General features: G+C 56.2%; 20 protein-coding genes. 10 read left to right on the top strand and 10 right to left on the bottom strand.

What is annotated here, in order from left to right; genetic code table 11:
- The first annotated feature begins 46 nt into the window (after nt 1-46).
- Complete coding sequence (locus ACXAEW_RS13500) at nt 47-370, top strand: HesB/IscA family protein (RefSeq protein WP_474941812.1); 324 nt, start codon at nt 47-49, stop codon at nt 368-370.
- A 42-nt stretch (nt 371-412) separates the two neighbouring features.
- Here the strand turns inward: ACXAEW_RS13500 and ACXAEW_RS13495 are convergent, their stop codons facing one another.
- Together ACXAEW_RS13495 and ACXAEW_RS13490 are read right to left on the bottom strand one after the other, a co-directional pair.
- The gene (locus ACXAEW_RS13495; protein ID WP_474941811.1) at nt 413-1,471 is read right to left on the bottom strand and encodes a DUF6902 family protein; all 1,059 of its coding nucleotides are present in this window, start codon (nt 1,469-1,471) and stop codon (nt 413-415) included.
- Between the two features lie 55 nt (nt 1,472-1,526).
- Nucleotides 1,527-1,751: a hypothetical protein gene (locus tag ACXAEW_RS13490; protein WP_474941810.1), complete on the bottom strand. Its 225-nt coding sequence runs from the start codon at nt 1,749-1,751 to the stop codon at nt 1,527-1,529.
- Nucleotides 1,752-2,117: 366 nt separating this feature from the next.
- On the opposite strand from ACXAEW_RS13490, the gene xth reads away from it, so the two are divergent.
- Complete coding sequence (gene xth, locus ACXAEW_RS13485; protein WP_474941809.1) at nt 2,118-2,924, top strand: exodeoxyribonuclease III; 807 nt, start codon at nt 2,118-2,120, stop codon at nt 2,922-2,924.
- A gap of 115 nt (nt 2,925-3,039) precedes the next feature.
- Here the strand turns inward: xth and ACXAEW_RS13480 are convergent, their stop codons facing one another.
- A complete protein-coding gene (locus ACXAEW_RS13480; RefSeq protein ID WP_474941808.1) occupies nt 3,040-4,206 on the bottom strand; it encodes an FAD-dependent monooxygenase in 1,167 nt (388 codons plus the stop codon).
- A gap of 107 nt (nt 4,207-4,313) precedes the next feature.
- A complete protein-coding gene (gene dksA / locus ACXAEW_RS13475) occupies nt 4,314-4,736 on the bottom strand; it encodes an RNA polymerase-binding protein DksA (protein WP_474943036.1) in 423 nt (140 codons plus the stop codon).
- Nucleotides 4,737-4,923: 187 nt separating this feature from the next.
- On the opposite strand from dksA, the gene ACXAEW_RS13470 reads away from it, so the two are divergent.
- From ACXAEW_RS13470 to ACXAEW_RS13460, 3 genes are read left to right on the top strand one after another with little or no spacing between them, the layout of a single operon-like run.
- Nucleotides 4,924-5,763, top strand: a complete 840-nt coding sequence (locus tag ACXAEW_RS13470) for an AAA family ATPase (RefSeq protein ID WP_474941807.1) — start codon at nt 4,924-4,926, stop codon at nt 5,761-5,763.
- Nucleotides 5,764-5,822: 59 nt separating this feature from the next.
- Nucleotides 5,823-5,990, top strand: coding sequence for a hypothetical protein (locus tag ACXAEW_RS13465; RefSeq protein WP_474941806.1), 168 nt, complete (start codon nt 5,823-5,825; stop codon nt 5,988-5,990).
- A gap of 9 nt (nt 5,991-5,999) precedes the next feature.
- The gene (locus ACXAEW_RS13460; protein WP_474941805.1) at nt 6,000-7,184 is read left to right on the top strand and encodes a vWA domain-containing protein; all 1,185 of its coding nucleotides are present in this window, start codon (nt 6,000-6,002) and stop codon (nt 7,182-7,184) included.
- A gap of 16 nt (nt 7,185-7,200) precedes the next feature.
- Here ACXAEW_RS13460 and ACXAEW_RS13455 read toward each other — a convergent pair whose 3' ends face one another.
- On the bottom strand, nt 7,201-7,740 hold the full coding sequence (locus tag ACXAEW_RS13455) for a hypothetical protein (RefSeq protein WP_474941804.1): 540 nt from the start codon (nt 7,738-7,740) through the stop codon (nt 7,201-7,203).
- 122 nt (nt 7,741-7,862) lie between these two features.
- Between ACXAEW_RS13455 and ACXAEW_RS13450 the strand changes: the two genes are divergently transcribed.
- The gene (locus ACXAEW_RS13450) at nt 7,863-8,552 is read left to right on the top strand and encodes a M48 family metallopeptidase (protein WP_474941803.1); all 690 of its coding nucleotides are present in this window, start codon (nt 7,863-7,865) and stop codon (nt 8,550-8,552) included.
- On the opposite strand, the gene ACXAEW_RS13445 is transcribed toward ACXAEW_RS13450, so the two are convergent.
- The 5 genes from ACXAEW_RS13445 to ACXAEW_RS13425 all read right to left on the bottom strand — a co-directional run bounded on the left by ACXAEW_RS13445 (nt 8,549) and on the right by ACXAEW_RS13425 (nt 14,063).
- The gene (locus ACXAEW_RS13445; protein WP_474941802.1) at nt 8,549-9,028 is read right to left on the bottom strand and encodes a hypothetical protein; all 480 of its coding nucleotides are present in this window, start codon (nt 9,026-9,028) and stop codon (nt 8,549-8,551) included. The two genes, ACXAEW_RS13450 and ACXAEW_RS13445, sit on opposite strands and share 4 nt — an antisense overlap.
- A gap of 153 nt (nt 9,029-9,181) precedes the next feature.
- Nucleotides 9,182-9,727, bottom strand: coding sequence for an RSP_2648 family PIN domain-containing protein (locus ACXAEW_RS13440; RefSeq protein ID WP_474941801.1), 546 nt, complete (start codon nt 9,725-9,727; stop codon nt 9,182-9,184).
- 4 nt (nt 9,728-9,731) lie between these two features.
- Entirely contained in the window at nt 9,732-10,946 is a 1,215-nt protein-coding gene (locus ACXAEW_RS13435) for an RSP_2647 family RNA methyltransferase (RefSeq protein ID WP_474941800.1), read from the bottom strand.
- 58 nt (nt 10,947-11,004) lie between these two features.
- Nucleotides 11,005-11,274, bottom strand: a complete 270-nt coding sequence (locus ACXAEW_RS13430; protein WP_474941799.1) for a hypothetical protein — start codon at nt 11,272-11,274, stop codon at nt 11,005-11,007.
- Nucleotides 11,271-14,063 carry a [protein-PII] uridylyltransferase family protein gene (locus ACXAEW_RS13425; protein WP_474941798.1) on the bottom strand — a complete coding sequence of 931 codons (2,793 nt, stop codon included), beginning with the start codon at nt 14,061-14,063 and terminating at the stop codon, nt 11,271-11,273. Before ACXAEW_RS13425 ends, ACXAEW_RS13430 begins: the two co-directional genes overlap by 4 nt.
- Nucleotides 14,064-14,277: 214 nt before the next feature.
- Between ACXAEW_RS13425 and ACXAEW_RS13420 the strand changes: the two genes are divergently transcribed.
- From ACXAEW_RS13420 to ACXAEW_RS13405, 4 genes are all read left to right on the top strand, one after another.
- Nucleotides 14,278-14,715, top strand: coding sequence for a DUF2852 domain-containing protein (locus tag ACXAEW_RS13420; RefSeq protein WP_474941797.1), 438 nt, complete (start codon nt 14,278-14,280; stop codon nt 14,713-14,715).
- Nucleotides 14,716-14,792: 77 nt separating this feature from the next.
- Nucleotides 14,793-15,224 (top strand): RDD family protein, encoded by a 432-nt coding sequence (locus ACXAEW_RS13415; protein ID WP_474941796.1) that lies wholly within the window; start codon nt 14,793-14,795, stop codon nt 15,222-15,224.
- A gap of 104 nt (nt 15,225-15,328) precedes the next feature.
- Nucleotides 15,329-16,147 carry an arginyltransferase gene (locus ACXAEW_RS13410; RefSeq protein ID WP_474941795.1) on the top strand — a complete coding sequence of 273 codons (819 nt, stop codon included), beginning with the start codon at nt 15,329-15,331 and terminating at the stop codon, nt 16,145-16,147.
- A complete protein-coding gene (locus tag ACXAEW_RS13405) occupies nt 16,144-16,539 on the top strand; it encodes a VOC family protein (protein WP_474941794.1) in 396 nt (131 codons plus the stop codon). The genes ACXAEW_RS13410 and ACXAEW_RS13405 overlap by 4 nt, the downstream gene beginning before the upstream one ends.
- The last annotated feature ends 3 nt before the right edge of the window (nt 16,540-16,542 follow it).

Here is a 16,542-nt window from a genome sequence, read left to right as displayed (position 1 = left end):
TTTCTATATATTAAGTTCCGCTGCAACACAGCATTGGAGAGATAATATGCAAATGCCCCCCAAAGTCACAGATCGGGCTTTTGAAAGACTGGCTGAGATCGGCGCTGCCGCACAGGGCCAGGCGCTGCGTATTGCCGTCGAAGGCGGCGGCTGCTCGGGCTTTCAATATCAGATCGAACTGGATGAACCGTCACAGGATGACCTGGTGCTCGAAGGCAATGGAGAAAAAGTTGTTGTCGACAGCGTGTCCCTGCCATTTTTGGCCGATGCGATCATCGATTTTTCAGAAGAGTTGATTGGCGCGCGCTTTGTGATCAACAACCCCAATGCAACAGCAAGCTGCGGCTGCGGCACATCCTTTTCAATGTAGGGTTTGTAACGGCGGGCATTCCACGGGCCAAGTCAGGATACTCTAGATCGCGCGCCCGCCCCTGGCAAAATATTCGTAGAATTGTTCGAAGTCAGGCGCGCTTCTTTCCGCGTCCCGCAGCAGCGCACCTTCGCGTTCGGGCAAAGCTGCCAGAACGCGACCACGCGCAGACGACCACGGCAGGCATCCCAAATGTTCATCGCTATAAATAACATGGGATAATGGGCGCATAACACCAGGTGCCTTTGCGCTGTGAATACCCATTGCCCCCCCTGGAAACCGATGGGTGAAGCCCCCTTGGCCAGCTGTCATCGACCACCACGCCCCGACAAAATAGGCATGGTAATCATCATGGGCACCGTCAAACCCATTGGCATCAAATCGATATCTCGCCATAGAAGCGGTCAGCGCACACTCCCAGGCCTCTGGCACCACGACACCGGCATATCGCAACGCAATACAGACCTCAGCCAGCAAATCCATATTTTGATCCAAGAAGGCGACAGTTCCCACGTTGTGCAAGCTGATCAGCGCCTCTGGCTGCAGCTCCGGGTCCACCCGACCATATTCTGACAAGTAGAAAACAATATGGGTCAGCTCATATGCAATTTTGATATTCGGCATCGCAAACCGGGCGCTTTGGTGCATGAACGAACGCAGGCGATCCGACAGCCCCGGATCCCGCGTCCCGACGTTACGGCGCGCCAGAAGACGCTCAGCCTCTCCACGTTGCAAATCCGAGAGTTCCGCATCAACAAGGCGTTGGCTGTCCACCCATTGCGCCAAGCGCTCTCCCTTGTTGCCGCAATTTCCCAAATCCTCAAGATCCATACAGATCGAAAGATAGAACCGATAGTATTGGCGAAAGAAAGAAATACGCCTCCCCACTGAATCATAAAACGGAGCGTAAAAATCCAACGGCAACTCCACCTCCGTTTTATGAGCGCACTCCAAAATATTTAACAGCTCTGCGTTTTCTTTGAGCCAAAAAACGTCATTCTCCGCACGTCGGCATTGAGAGAAACTGTGAATAAGCGCATCACAGGGATTACAGGTCGCCTGCCTCGGAAACCGATCCGCAAGAGAAATAACTTCTGCCATAAATCACCTTCTCTCAGTGTGTTTGCGCCGGGCATTCACCCGGCGCAACAAAGACTTAGCTACCGGAAGAAAACAGCATCACAGCTTCGCCGCAACGGATGTCCGCAGTTGCCTCAGGGGCTGAACCCGAAGAAAACATCTCTGTTGAAACACCATCAAATTCCGACGTTTCAGAAACCGGAGAGGAGCCCGAGGAAAACATGCTCACACCTTCGCCCGAAAACGCGTCCACCGAAACACGAACAGTGCGGGCGATTTCTTCTTTTTTCAATGCAGTCATTTTAAACTCCTAAGTTGCAGAACCACAACCTGAGTTCGAACCAAAAATCACACTCATTCAATGAATTTATTTTTCCGCCTAGAAATTTATTGAAAGCTGCACAAAATACTCACAGGCGAAGCCCTCAGCAATCAAGGACTAATTGATTTTATTAAAATATCCTCCACAAGATTATCCGCAAGACATTTTTGCAAAGATCCTTCGCCACACCCCTTATGCACCCATGGATTGCTGCAATGCCCATCGCTACCCCTTAACGTGTGATTCCCGGTTTCAGTGTCTTCAAATTCCACCAGCTGTACCCTTGCTCCGCTTCCGAGCATCGGCGATAGACAAGACAAGCAACCAGAATGCGGAGAGCCCCGAATGAAAATCGCGACCTTCAACATCAATGGCATCAAGGCCCGGGTGAATGCTCTGTGTGACTGGCTGGATGAAGCACAACCTGACATCGCCATCCTGCAAGAGATCAAATCCGTGGATGAGGCTTTTCCACGGGATCTGTTCGAAGACCGGGGATACATTGTCAAAACCCACGGGCAAAAGAGCTTCAACGGCGTGGCCATTCTATCCAAAATGCCATTGGAGGATGTAACACGTAGCCTGCCGGGCGATGAGGAAGACGTTCAGGCGCGCTGGATCGAGGCAACCGTGGTTGGCAAACAGGCCCTGCGGATTTGTGGCCTGTACCTGCCCAACGGTAACCCTGTGGAGCTGACATCCGATGGCAGCCCGATGCCCGGCGGCAAATACGACTACAAGCTGCGCTGGATGCAGCGTTTGCAAGAACGCGCAGAAACCTTGCTGGCGGAAGAGACGCCTTTCCTCATGGCGGGCGACTACAACATTATCCCCCAAGCCGAGGATGCCAAACGGCCAGAAGCCTGGAAAGAAGACGCGTTGCACAGGCCGGAAAGCCGCGCCGCCTTTCAGCGACTGGTCAACCTCGGCCTGACCGAAGCCTTCCGGGCCCGCAATCAGGCTCCTGGCCAATACTCCTTCTGGGATTATCAAGCAGGCGCCTGGAATCGCAATGACGGCATCCGGATTGACCATTTTCTGCTGAGCCCGCAGGCTGCGGATTTACTTCTGGACTGTCAGATTGACAAAGACATTCGCGGTCGCGAGAAACCTTCGGACCATGTCCCCGTCTGGATCGAGATCGACATCTGATCCCTGCGGTGCCGCGCTGCGCCTTGGCGCAGCGCCATGCCCAAGGGGGCAACTTCGTCCAACAGACGAAGCATGGCCCGCGCGGGAGAGCCCGACGTCGCCTTCACCTGAGTCATCAAGCGGTTACGTCGTGTCTGTAGATCCAGTCGAACTGGCGCACCATTTTTTCTGGTGCAAGCTGACCGGTCAACTTCAGTCCCAGATGCGCAGGCCAGGACAAAGGCACACGCAGGTGGAATTTCCAGGCATTGCGGTTGGCTGCGTCAATCACTTTCTGCGCGCGCGCGCGCCGAAGCATCTGATACTGCTGCAATCCCACCTCGATGCTATCAGCGGTATGAAGGCTTTGCGCCAATACCCAGGCATCCTCCAAAGCGAGATTGGCGCCCTGCGCCATAAACGGGAGCGTCGGATGGGCCGCATCGCCCAAAATCGCAACACCGCCGGACTGCCAGGTTTGCGCCACCGGGTGACGGAACAAACCCCATAGCCCGGTGCGTTCCACCGCAGATAACAAACGCCCCGCATCCCCACCAAATGCCGAAAACGCCCGGCGCAAATTTTGAGGATCGTCCTCAAATGCCCATCCTTCGTCGACCCAAGCCCTCTGCTCCTGAACCGCGACAAGGTTCACATGACTGCAGTCCCGCAGCGGGTAGGCAACCAAATGACGCCCTGGCCCCATAAAAATCTGCGCCTCAGGCGGAAGACCTACTGTATTCGGGACGATCGCACGCCACGCCACCTGTCCGGTAAAAAAGGGTTTCACATCGCCATTCAGCGCCACGCGCGTACACGAATGAAGCCCATCGGCGCCAACCACAAGGTCGGCACACAGGGACGAGCCATTTGCCAACTGAACCGTTGGCCGATGTCCAGGTTCAACAGACTGAACACGTTGCAGCAAGCGCACCTGAACGCCCGCGCCCCGAGCAGCGTCAGCCAGAATGCCGATTATGTCCGACCGATGCACAAAATAATACGGCTGATCCGCGGCAAACTGATCAAAATCCAGTTTAACAACCGCATCACCATTTTTGTGCTTTCGCAGGGTTACGCCATGGGACCGCGGAGACTTCCACGCGAGCTGTTCCTGCAAGCCAAGCGCCTTGACTACAGCGACCCCATTGGGTGTAATCTGCAGCCCTGCGCCAACTTCGGAGATTTCCTCGGCCTGCTCCAGAACGGTGACCCGTGCACCATGAGCACGCAGAGACAACGCCGCCGCCAACCCGCCAATTCCAGCGCCGATAATAACGATCTTCTGATCTTTGAGATCCATGACACCTAATTCCGTGCCCCCCACCCCCTTCATAAAGAAAAAGACGCCAGAGCAAAAGAGCGCTGGCGTCTTTAACGACTTATAATACGGTGTGCGATAAGCGCACTTCAATCGTCGCGGTGGACTTTTTCCCGGCGCTCGTGACGCTCCTGGGCTTCCAGGCTCATCGTTGCGATGGGCCGGGCATCCAGGCGTTTAAGGGAAATAGGCTCACCTGTCACATCGCAGTACCCGTACTCACCTTCGTCGATGCGGCGCAAAGCTGCATCGATTTTGGCAACCAGCTTGCGCTGGCGGTCACGGGTGCGCAGTTCCAGCGCACGATCGGTTTCTTCGCTTGCACGGTCAGCAACATCGGGAATGTTGCGCGTGCCATCCTGCAGTCCCTCGATCGTGTCACGGCTGTCTGCAAGGATATCGTGCTTCCAATTGATAAGTTTGCGTCGGAAGTACTCGACCTGCCTTTCATTCATGAAAGGCTCATCTTCGGCCGGGCGATAGTCATCCGGCAGAAACACTTCTTGCTTCATTTCGGCTCCTTCGGTCTGGCCCATAATGTCCGTCTCTTTATTGCTGTTCTCAAACATATGGCGTCCCATGCCGCTGCGTTTATCCCCTCGTGGATCAATTGTCACTACACAATCCTACCAACGTGAGGTTAAAACGGCCTTTAACACCATACAAGTGGTCCAAGTTCAAGTTCCGGGAGCGAAATACATGCATTTTCAGGGCACTAAAGAATATGTTGCAACTGATGATCTCAAAGTCGCGGTTAATGCAGCGGTGACTTTGGAGCGCCCACTGCTGGTCAAAGGTGAACCGGGCACTGGCAAAACAGAGTTGGCCAAACAGGTGGCCACGGCGCTTGGCCTTCGGATGATCGAATGGAATGTGAAATCCACAACCCGCGCGCAACAGGGGCTGTATGAATATGATGCGGTCAGTCGACTTCGCGACAGTCAGTTGGGTGAAGAGCGGGTGCACGACGTCAAGAACTACATCAAGAAAGGCAAGCTCTGGGAGGCTTTTGAGGCCGACGAAAAAGTCGTGCTGCTGATTGATGAAATCGACAAAGCGGATATCGAGTTTCCAAATGATCTTTTGCAGGAACTCGACAAGATGGCATTCCATGTCTACGAGACCGGCGAAACGGTAACAGCACGTCAGCGCCCGATCATCATCATCACCTCGAACAATGAAAAAGAGCTGCCGGATGCTTTTCTGCGGCGCTGTTTCTTCCACTACATTCGTTTTCCGGATGCCGACACGATGAAAAAGATCGTCGAGGTTCACCACCCAGGCATCAAGGAAGCGCTTCTGACAACTGCGCTGACGCAGTTCTATGACATCCGCGAAACGCAAGGGCTGAAGAAAAAACCATCCACGTCCGAAGTGCTTGACTGGCTCAAACTGTTGCTGGCAGAGGATCTGTCGCCCGAGGACCTGAAGCGGGATGGCGCAAATGCGTTGCCGCGACTACATGGGGCCTTGCTGAAGAACGAACAAGACGTGCATCTATTCGAGCGTCTCGCCTTTATGGCGCGCCGCAACCGCTAAGCCGCCCTGCCCCCGCCCGTCATTCTATCGACCCAAAGCCCTTATGAGGTTCAAATAATATGCTGGTACTACTTCCTATGATCTCAGGCGTTGCGTTTGGCGCTCTGCGCGCGAAAAAACGCGGCGGCAACAAGCTGGACATGCTCCAATACGCAGCAGTCTATGCCATCATCTTTGGGCTTTCGGGACTGGCGGTGACAATTTTTGCACATCGTATTCTGAGCTAAGGCCGCCGGATGTTTCAGCCTTTCTTCGAAAACCTCAGATCCCAGTCGGTGCCGGTCTCGTTGCGGGAGTACCTGACCTTTCTTGAGGCATTGAAGGCAGGCCTTGTGACCTATGACATCGATGGGTTTTACTATCTGGCCCGCGCAGCCATGGTAAAGGATGAACGCCATATCGACCGGTTTGACCGCGCCTTTGCAACCACATTTGAAGGCCTTGAACAGATCCCCATGGAGGCAGTGGCCGAGGCCGTAGCCCTGCCGGAAGAATGGCTGCGCAAGATCGTCGAGAAACATCTGTCGGCTGAGGAAAAAGCTGAGATCGAAGCGCTTGGGGGCTTTGAAAAGCTGATGGAGACGCTGAAAAAACGTCTCGAGGACCAAAAAGGCCGCCATCAGGGGGGGAATAAATGGATCGGCACTGGCGGCACATCTCCTTTCGGCGCCTATGGCTATAACCCGGAGGGGGTGCGGATCGGCCAGAAGGAAAGCCGCCATCAACGGGCTGTCAAAGTCTGGGACAAACGCGAATTTCGCAATCTGGACAGCGATGTGGAGCTGGGCACCCGCAACATCAAAGTTGCGCTGAAACGTCTGCGTCGCTGGGTGCGCGACGGCGCGCGCGAAGAACTTGATCTGGATAACACCATCCGCTCCACAGCCGAACACGGTTACCTGGACGTCAAAACGCGACCAGAACGACATAATGCGGTCAAAGTTCTTTTGTTCCTTGATGTGGGTGGCTCGATGGATCCGCACATAAAAGTGGTGGAGGAGCTGTTTTCAGCGGCGCGGACTGAATTCAAACATCTGGAGTATTTCTACTTCCACAACTGCCTGTATGAAGGGGTCTGGCGTGACAACCGTCGCCGATGGGACCAGCAGACCGCCACCTGGGACGTCTTTCGCACCTACGGGTCAGACTACAAATGCATCTTTGTCGGCGATGCCTCGATGTCCCCTTATGAGATCGCCTATCCCGGTAGCGCCAATGAACACTGGAACCAAGAGGCAGGTCAGGTCTGGTTGGAACGTGCGCGTGAGCACTGGCCGTCCAACCTCTGGATCAACCCTGTGCAGGAACAGCGTTGGGGCAACACCCATTCGATCGGCATGATCCGGGAGATCTTTGAAGACCGGATGGTGCCCATGACACTCTCCGGCCTTGAAAAAGGTATGAAGGAACTGGGCCGCTAGACCTTTTCGGTTCCCATTACAACGAAACTCCACGCATCCTGGCATGACGCAAAGCGCGGAGTTCATCGGTGCTGGGCCGCAAAGGCTGACTGGAGCAGCGCTCAACCGGTTGATTTGGCAGTCTGGCGTGATCAAAGGCCTGATTACACAAGGTCAGCGCCAGAAGGCCGGCCGCCCCGCCCAACAGGATCGCAATCGCGCCAGTTCCCTTTTCGAGAAGTTCCAGCGTATCGGTCGGCAAGTCCAACCCTTGGATGGCAGCCTGCGCCAAACTCATCACAGCAAAGCCGACAAACCCAAGCCCCACAAACAGGAAAGGCCCAAGATCACGCACATCCGGCTGCCGTACCCGGCGTGGCAACAGCTGTGGCATTGCAAAGAACAGGCACAAGGGAGAGGTGCCCAATATCAGAATCAAATTTGGCCAGATCGCCTCGCCCCCGCCAGAAAGCGCCTGCAATCCCGTTTGATGCCCCAGAATGACCAGGAACGGCAAACCCAATATCGCTAGGCCGCGCAGGCACAGGTGATACCCGCCCAAAAGTAGACGTCGCATGATTGTTTCCAATTCTCATTTTTGCTGCTCGTTAACTCTGAATTAACCGCGTTTTCAGGCAAAAATTGGGTGGAAAGCGGTCGGCTATTGTCCTTTTCTGTGCCCGCTCCCATATCAGACCCATGCTGAAGTTTTTGCCCATATTGCTCGCGCTGATTTATGGTCTGGTGACCTATCGACTGTCTGTCTGGCGCACGCACAAGGAGCTGGACCAGAAGTCCACCGAACTGGCGGATCGCAAGTTAAAGCAGGTGACCGATCAGTTGGCGGCGGCTTTGGAACTTCCCCGCATCCCTGTGTTCATCTATGAAGTCGACCCGGCGAACGGGCTGGCCGCCCCGGATGGGCGCATCTTCATCACCCGCGGATTTTACCGGAAGTATCAGCAGAACGAAGTCACCGCCGAAGAGCTGGGGAGTGTGATTGCACATGAGCTGGGGCATGTGGCCCTTGGCCATGCCCGCAGGCGCGCAATTGATTTTTCCGGACAAAACGCACTGCGAACGGCCTTGATGATGGTTCTGGGGCGGTTCATTCCGATCATCGGGCCATGGATCGCCGGGATGCTCACCAACCTCTTGGCGGCGCGGCTGTCGCGCGGGGATGAATATGAGGCCGACGAATACGCCGCAGCGCTGTTGAGCAAGGCGGGTATTGGCATTGCACCGCAAAAGGAAATGTTCCGAAAGCTCGACGCGCTAACCCAGTCCCGTGCTGGCATGGCACCCGCCTGGTTGATGAGCCACCCCAAGACAGACGAGCGCATTGCTGCGCTCGAAAAGCTTGAAACGCAATGGGCAAGAGACGCTTAGTTGGCGAATGTGTCTCGCTCAAATGCAACAAGGCTTCCGCCTGCGATCAGGTGATCCAGGAACAGCTCGCGCACATATGCGTCGCTCTCATTCAGGAATTTGACCTCTTCGACAGTCAACTCACGCCGCGTGTACCCTTGCTCGGTCAGGCATTTGTCTACTGCGTTGCGCGCACCGTTTTCGCGGATCTGGTCGGCGGTGGCTGCAATCGTCAATGGACCAACAATAACCCCTCCCCACAGCGGGCTGAACCAATAGCTCGCGGTCAGGTTCTGGCGGGCGCCCACAGGGCCTTGCGGTGCACAGATCTCAAAGGCAGCTTTGGCATCATCCAGGCCTTTGCCAGCCTGAAAGGGCACCGAGGGTCCCGGTGCTTCGGCGCAGGCCGTCACCAGACCAACCGCGGCCAGGGACAAAATTTTGATTGCCTTGCGCGTATGGGCAACGAGAGGCAGAGGGGGAAAACGCTTGGTCATATTTCAATTCCCAAAAACAAGTGTCGTTTGTAAGCTTCTAGCAGGGCTAGCATCACAACCCCACCGAGATCAAACTGCAGAGAGTGCAGTTTTTAAAGAAGTTAAGTACTGTGTCCCAGATGCCCCCGTCTGAATGCCCCTGTCTGACGTTGCCTAGGCTTGCGCCAAAGCTTTGGCCAGACGCGGCAGACGCGCCTTTTTGAGCAATCTGCGGATGTCCCATTCTTCTTCTGACATGCTGTTTGCGGTTGCCAGCACCTTCGCTCCGACTGCTTCCAGTTTCGCCGGTTGGTCCAACCAAAACCCATATAGAAGCTCATCCGGCGTGTGCCGGGTCAGCCCTTCCTCCGTCAAAGTGTGGCGGGGAAAATCCTTGTTGTTTACCGTAACGATTCCATACGCATGGCCCGCAATCGCCGCTGCAAGCACATGGATGTCCGCTGAATCCGGCAGCCACAACCGTGCTTCCAGCCCGGCAGCAGGCGCGACCTCGGCCTTTGGCCAGATTGCCCGCAGCATCGCAACTTCACCACGTGCCTGTGCTTCGCCTTCTGGCCCAAGTTTACGCGCCGCGCGGGACCATTCCTCCAAAATACGCGCGGACCACAACGGCGTGAAAAGCCCGGCTTGGGCTGCGCCCAGGAGCATCTCGCGCATCACAGTCGGATAGATCACACATGTGTCCAGAAGCAGCTTCACGCGATTAATCCAAACGGAAGAACACAGCTTTCAGATAGCCGCTTTCGGCCAGCTGAGGCATCTGTGGATGATCCGGCCCCGCATAGCCCGTGTGCAATAGCTGTCCACGCCGCCCACCGCGACCGATACCGCGTGCGGAGGCGTTGCGGAACTTGGTCAGCTCTGCTGCGTGCGAGCAGGAACACAGGCCCAAATATCCGCCCGGTGCCACAAGCGGTGCCGCCAGTTTGGCCACACGTTCATAAGCGCGCAACCCGGCTTCAAGCGTGATCTTGGAAGGAGCAAAAGCGGGCGGGTCACAGATGACCACATCAAACTGCGCCCCTTCCGCGCCCAGCGCAGTGAGGACTTCAAAGGCATCCCCCTGACGAGCGGTAAAACGATCGCCAAACCCGCTGGCCGCAGCCCCCATCTGAGCCAGTTCAAGCGCGGCAGCCGAACCGTCCACACAAGTCGCCTGCGCTGCACCAGCGGCCAGCATCGCAAGGCCAAAGCCTCCGACATGGGAAAACACATCCAGAACCCGAGCACCCGGAGCAACCAAACGCCCGGCAAAGGCGTGGTTCTCGCGTTGGTCAAAGAACAAACCCGTTTTCTGCCCGCCCGTTAGATCCGCCATATACGTCGCGCCATTCATCGAAACCGGAACTGGTGCATCGGGCGCAGAGCCAATCATAACTTGATCCGCGTCATCCAACCCTTCCAATGACCGCGTCCGTCCTGACGCGTTCTTCAGGATGGTTTCACATCCTGTTACCGCGGCAAGCGCTGCGGTCAGCTCCGCCAAATGCGCATCTGCCCAAGCGGCGTTTGGCTGCACGACGCAGGTGTCTCCAAACCTGTCAATGATGACCCCAGGCAGACCATCCGCTTCGGCATGGATCAAGCGATAGAAAGGATCTTCATAAAGCTGTGTCCGCAAAGCCAAGGCGCGCGCGATGCGGGTTTCAAACCAGTTCTGGTCAATCTGCGCCTCGGGGTCACGGTCCAGCATCCGCGCAATGATCTTGCTGTCCGGGTTCACCGCGACAACCCCAAGGGGTCGCTGGGCTTCATCTTCCAGCACTGCCAAGGTTCCGGGCTCCAGCTTGCGCGTTCTGCGATCGGTCACCAACTCGTTGGAATACACCCACGGAAACCCGTGACGCAGCGCGCGGGCATTTGCTTTGGGTTTCAGCTTGATACGGGGGCGCATGGGCGCAGAGCTTGGATCTGTCATAAGCCCTCTTACCCAGATGTCTCGCTGTGGAAAAGAGCTAAGCGCTGCTTTGCCCCCCTTATCGTGGTCGACTACGCCATCCTCCGCGCCGCTTCGGGCGGCCCATATCCTGCAGCCCCCCTTTCAAGACATCGGTCATCGGGTGGTTCGGGTGCTCCGGCTCGAATGTCTCAAGCACCAAGCGCAGCGCATCTTTGGCATCCGTCCCGTCAGGCAGGCTGAGCGCCCAGTCCAAAAAGATACTGCGGCATTGCTCATCCGTTATTTCGTCTATGCGATAGCTTTCCCGGAACAGCCCTTTAGGGTCGAGATGCAAAAGGTCCGTCATTGATCTGCCTGTGTTGCCAAAACCGAGTCTGCGATCTGTTGGCAAACTTGATACTTCTGTTCCAAATCCTGCACCAGATCCTCCATACTGTCCTTGCCCGAGACACGGCAAATGAAGCGAGCGGCCCCTTCCCCGATGTCCCCAAGATCCAGCGGCTTATCGCTTAATAGGCGAACAGCCATCTGCACCTCCCGATACAGGTCATAGCTGTCGGCCAGTTGTTGAACCTGGTCAGCATCCAGCCAGCCGCACCGCAGGGCCGCCTGCAATCCCAGCTCGATGCCTCGCGCTGTCTCGCCTGCAAAAAGCGCGCCGGTTTGAGCCAGCAACTCAACATCAACCATGCGGCCAGCACCGTTTTTGACGTCCAGCGGACCTTTGGGCTGTTTGGCCGCCGACAGCCGGGCACGCATATCTGCAACCTCTTTTAGCACGGCGTCGCGGGCTTGCGGCTTTTTCAAAACATCAGTGCGGATCACTTCAACGTCATTGGCCAACCCCGGCGCGCCCGAAATTACCCGCGCACGGGTCAGCGCGAGATGCTCCCATATCCATGCTTCGTTGTGCTGATAATTGTCAAAAGCGCCAAGGCTGGTGGCCACGGGCCCCTGGGTGCCCGAAGGCCGCAGCCGCATGTCCACCTCATAAAGTCGCCCGCGCGCCATGGGGGCCGTCAGCGCCGTAATCAGCGCCTGTGTCAGCCGCGCGTAATAGACACGCGACGCCAGCGGGCGTTTCCCGTCCGAGCTTTCGACCTCCTGCGGGTCATAGATGACAATCAGATCCAAATCGGACTTGGCCGTCATCTGGCAAGCCCCAAGAGACCCCATCCCAAGAACAGCCAGACCGCGCCCAGGGGGAGGCCCGTGTTTCGTTGCAAACTGCCCAACGACAACAGGGGTCAGCCCCGCAATGACAACGGTTGCCAGTTCCGCATATTGTGCCCCTGCATCTCTTCCTGTGATGAGCCCCCGCAGGTGATGCACACCAATACGGAATGTCCATTCTTTGCACCAGGCGCGCGCCGCGTCCAATTTGGTCTCATAATCGTCCTCCGCCGCAAGACGGTCTGTGATCTCGTCAAGCAACGCCGCAATTCCCGGCCAGGGATCAAAGAACGCCCCCCCGATGACCGCATCAAAAACCGATGAGTTACGCGAAAGAAACCCGGCAAGCTCCTGAGAAGTCCCAACAATGTCCATCAGCAGATCAATCAGCTGCGGATTGGCCTCAAACAGGGCAAAAAGCTGCACGCCTGCCGGAAGACCTGCCAGGAACCCATCCAAAGCCAAAAGCGACTCGGAGGGCTGCGCCGTGCGGGACAGACGTGACAGCAATTCAGGGCGCAGCCGCTCAAAGATCTGAGCGCCCCTTTCGGACCGCAATGCAGGGTAGCTCCGCCAGCGCCGAATGATATCGCCATCCAAACCTTCAGGGGTTTCCAATGATTGAGGGGCTACCGCCCGCTTGTCCGGGGCGAAAAAGCGATCGGCCAAGGTCCGCACCGCCAAAATGCGCCGCCCCACGTCAGCCACCAACTCCTGCGGGTCGAGATCCATCAGGCAGGCAATACGGGCAACCCCATCCTCTGATTTTGGCATCCGGTGGGTCTGGGCGTCGTGGATCATCTGGATCCGGTGTTCCACCGTGCGATGGGCCCGGTAATGATCGCTCAGCTCATCCGCCACATCCTGCCCGAACCACCCTTTTTCAGCCAGCGCGGCCAGACCTTTGACCGTTTCGCGCGTGCGCAGATCCGGATCCCGCCCCCCCGCGATCAACTGGCGGGTCTGTGTAAAGAATTCAATCTCGCGAATACCGCCCTGCCCCAGTTTCATATCATGGCCGGGCACTTCGAGACTGCCATAGGTGCCTTTGTTCGCCCGAATGCGCAGGCGCATGTCATGCGCGTCTTGGATGGCTGCAAAATCCAGATGGCGTCGCCAGACAAAGGGGCGCAGGGTTTTGAGGAATTTTTCACCGGCTGCAATATCACCGGAACAGGCACGCGCTTTGATATAGGCTGCACGTTCCCATGTCCGGCCCAGGCTTTCATAGTAGCGTTCCGCCGCTTCCATAGCGACACAAACCGGGGTCACAGACGGATCAGGGCGCAGCCGCAGGTCTGTACGGAACACATAGCCATCGGCCGTCTTGTCACTGAGAATACCGCACATATTACGCGTTGCGCGCACCATCGCCTGACGCACCTCATAAAAATCATCCGGGTCGTAACGGGTCTCGTCGAACAGACAAATCAGGTCGATGTCAGAGCTGTAATTCAGCTCATGTGCGCCCATTTTCCCCATAGCAAGAACCGAGAGCCCCGCTGCGGAGGCTATGCCATCCTCGGACTGGCCCGGCAGTTTCTTCCGGGTAATGAGCTTTGCGATCTCGGATTTGAGGACAACATCCACGGAGAGGGCTGCAAAATCGGACAGGGCAGCTGTTACCCGTTCCAACGGCCAGTGCCCGGCCAGGTCACAAAGCGCTGTCAGCAATGCCACCCGACGTTTGGCCCGACGCAGATCTGGCTTCAGTTGATCCGGCGCAATCCCTGGCAATTCTGACATCACATCCGCAAAGGCCTGTTCCGGCGCAGCCAGCGCTTCTGGCAACCAATCCCGTTCCTGTAAGATCAGGCTTTTCAGGTATGGGCTTGTTCCCGCAGTGCCTTTGATCAGCTCCTGATGCTCGGGGGCAAGCCAGGGAAGCACGGCCAGAGTTTCCTGACCAAGAGCCTGATCAAATGCGCGGGGCGGACGGGTGATATAAAGGGCGGTGTTCATACACCCAACCTGCGCCGAGGCGAACAGAAGGTCAATCACCGACGGCGCGGCAATTCAACGCCCCGTATAAACCATATATATCAATCACCTAACAGAACACCTTAGACCATGTAAATAATTTTAACATAGACTCTTGAATACGCGGGACTGGGTTCCGATATCACTATTACGCAATGTGAATGACATTTACATCGAACTTAACCTGGAGAGTATGATGACCACCGTTTACAACGCAGTCCCCCCCCACCATGCCCAAGGGTGGTTCACTCGCTGCGAAACCTGGCTGGATGAAAAGGGAAAAGGCGCCTGGATTGCCGCAATGGTACTGGGCTTTGTCTTTTTCTGGCCCGTTGGCCTCGCCCTTCTGTTTTACATGATCTGGAGCAAGAAAATGTTTGGACACAGCTGCACACGTTCCCGCACACGCCACACGGCATCCCGTTTTAGCCGCGGCAACAGCGGCAACAGTGCATTTGACGCCTACAAAGCTGATACCCTGCGCCGCCTTGAACAGGAACAAGACGACTTTGAAGCCTTCCTCAGCCGCCTGCGCGAAGCCAAGGACAAGGCGGAATTCGACCAGTTCATGAATGACCGCGCGTCCCGCCCCGACGAGCAGGACGCAGAAGACAGCGCCGCCAAGCCTGCGTAAATTTGGGTCACCAACAGCCGTCCGGGGGCCCAATTGCCCCCCGGACTCACACAGAACGTATAAGGACACATCAGTCTATGCCTGCCCTGCCTGATCCTATCTATGCACCGGAATTTTATGCCTCGGTCCCGGCCAAACGCCTATTTGCCTGGTTTGTCGACGGTCTGATTATTTGTGGTATCTGCGCAGCGATTGTGGTGGGCACCGCTTTTATCGGACTGTTCTTTCTGGGCGCTCTGTTTCTTATGGTGGGCTTTGCCTATCGCATCGTCACGCTTGCCAACGGGTCAGCCACCTGGGGCATGCGGTTTGCGGGTATCGAACTGCGCGATATGAGCGGCGCGCGCCTGAACCTGGGGCAAGCCGTCATGCACACACTGGCCTATTCGGTTGCGCTGGCTTTTGCTCCGCTTCAGCTGATCTCGATCGTGTTGATGCTTACAACCGCCCAAGGACAAAGCCTTGGCGATATGTTTGTTGGCACTGTGATGCTCAATCGCAGAGCGTGAAAGGAGCGATAAACCATTTCAACCCGCTGTGTCTTGGCGTTACACAGCGGGCTTGTTATCATTTTAGGTATCGCTTTGCTGTCTAGGATGTAAAACATATACATATGCGCCATTCATTGCCCATCGCTCCACAGTTTTATGTCACAGCTCCTCAACCATGCCCTTATCTGGAAAACCGGATGGAGCGGAAACTGTTTACGGCACTGCAAGGTGACGGCGTAGAGCAATTGAACAATTCCCTGTCCCAACAGGGGTTCCGCCGCTCACAAAACGTATTGTATCGCCCATCCTGTGCGGATTGCAGCGCGTGCCTCTCTGCCAGGATAGACGTCAAAGCCTTCAAACCACGACGCAGTCAAAAGCGGACCTTGAAACGCAATTCCAATCTGATACGGCGTGCCACTTCGCCGTGGGCTACGGAAGATCAGTTTGAGCTGTTTCGCACCTATCTTGACAGTCGCCATTCCGATGGCGGCATGGCGGATATGGATGTTTTTGAATACGCGGCCATGATTGAAGAAACCCCGGTCCGCAGCCGGGTAATCGAATATGTAGACGAAACCACACAAAAGCTGACGGCCGTGTCCTTGACCGACGTTCTGGAGGACGGGGTTAGCATGGTCTATTCTTTCTACGACCCAAGCCTGCCCCAGAATTCGCTTGGCACCTATATGATCCTGGACCACATCCAGATCGCACGTGATGCTGGGCTGCCCTATGTTTATCTGGGCTATTGGGTGCCTGGCAGTGAGAAAATGGGATATAAGGCCAAATTCTCTGGTCTCGAGATATATAGGCAGGGACGCTGGGAAGTTCTGGAAGACCCGGAAAAGGTAATCGAGGAAAGCCAGCCCTATACACGAGACCCGATTTCGGAACAGGTTGCCAATATCCAGCTGCCACCACTTCCGGACAAATCATGAAGCAAGCACTTCACGCGGTGTCTTTGGTTGTTCCAGACTATGACACGGCGATTTCTTTTTATTGCGGAACGCTGGGTTGGACCTTGGCCGAAGACGTAGACCAAGGGCACAAGCGTTGGGTGCGGATCCTGCCTCCCGGGGCACTGGTCGGCGGATTGATTCTGGCACGCGCAGATGGCGCGCGACAGGAAGCCGCCATCGGCAATCAGTTTGGTGGCCGTGTTGGACTGTTTCTGACAACGGATGACTTTGCCCGCGACCACGCACAGATGCTGGCCGAGGGCGTAGAGTTCGAGGAAGAGCCGCGCCATGAACCCTATGGAACCGTCGCAGTCTGGCGCGATCCCTTTGGCAATCGCTGGGATCTGTTGGAGCTGAAATCCAAGCCATAAAAA

The organism is Epibacterium sp. ABZ3_068 (assembly GCF_056159265.1).
Note: the sequence above shows the minus strand (reverse complement) of the source record. Positions and strands in the feature narration are given on the sequence as shown.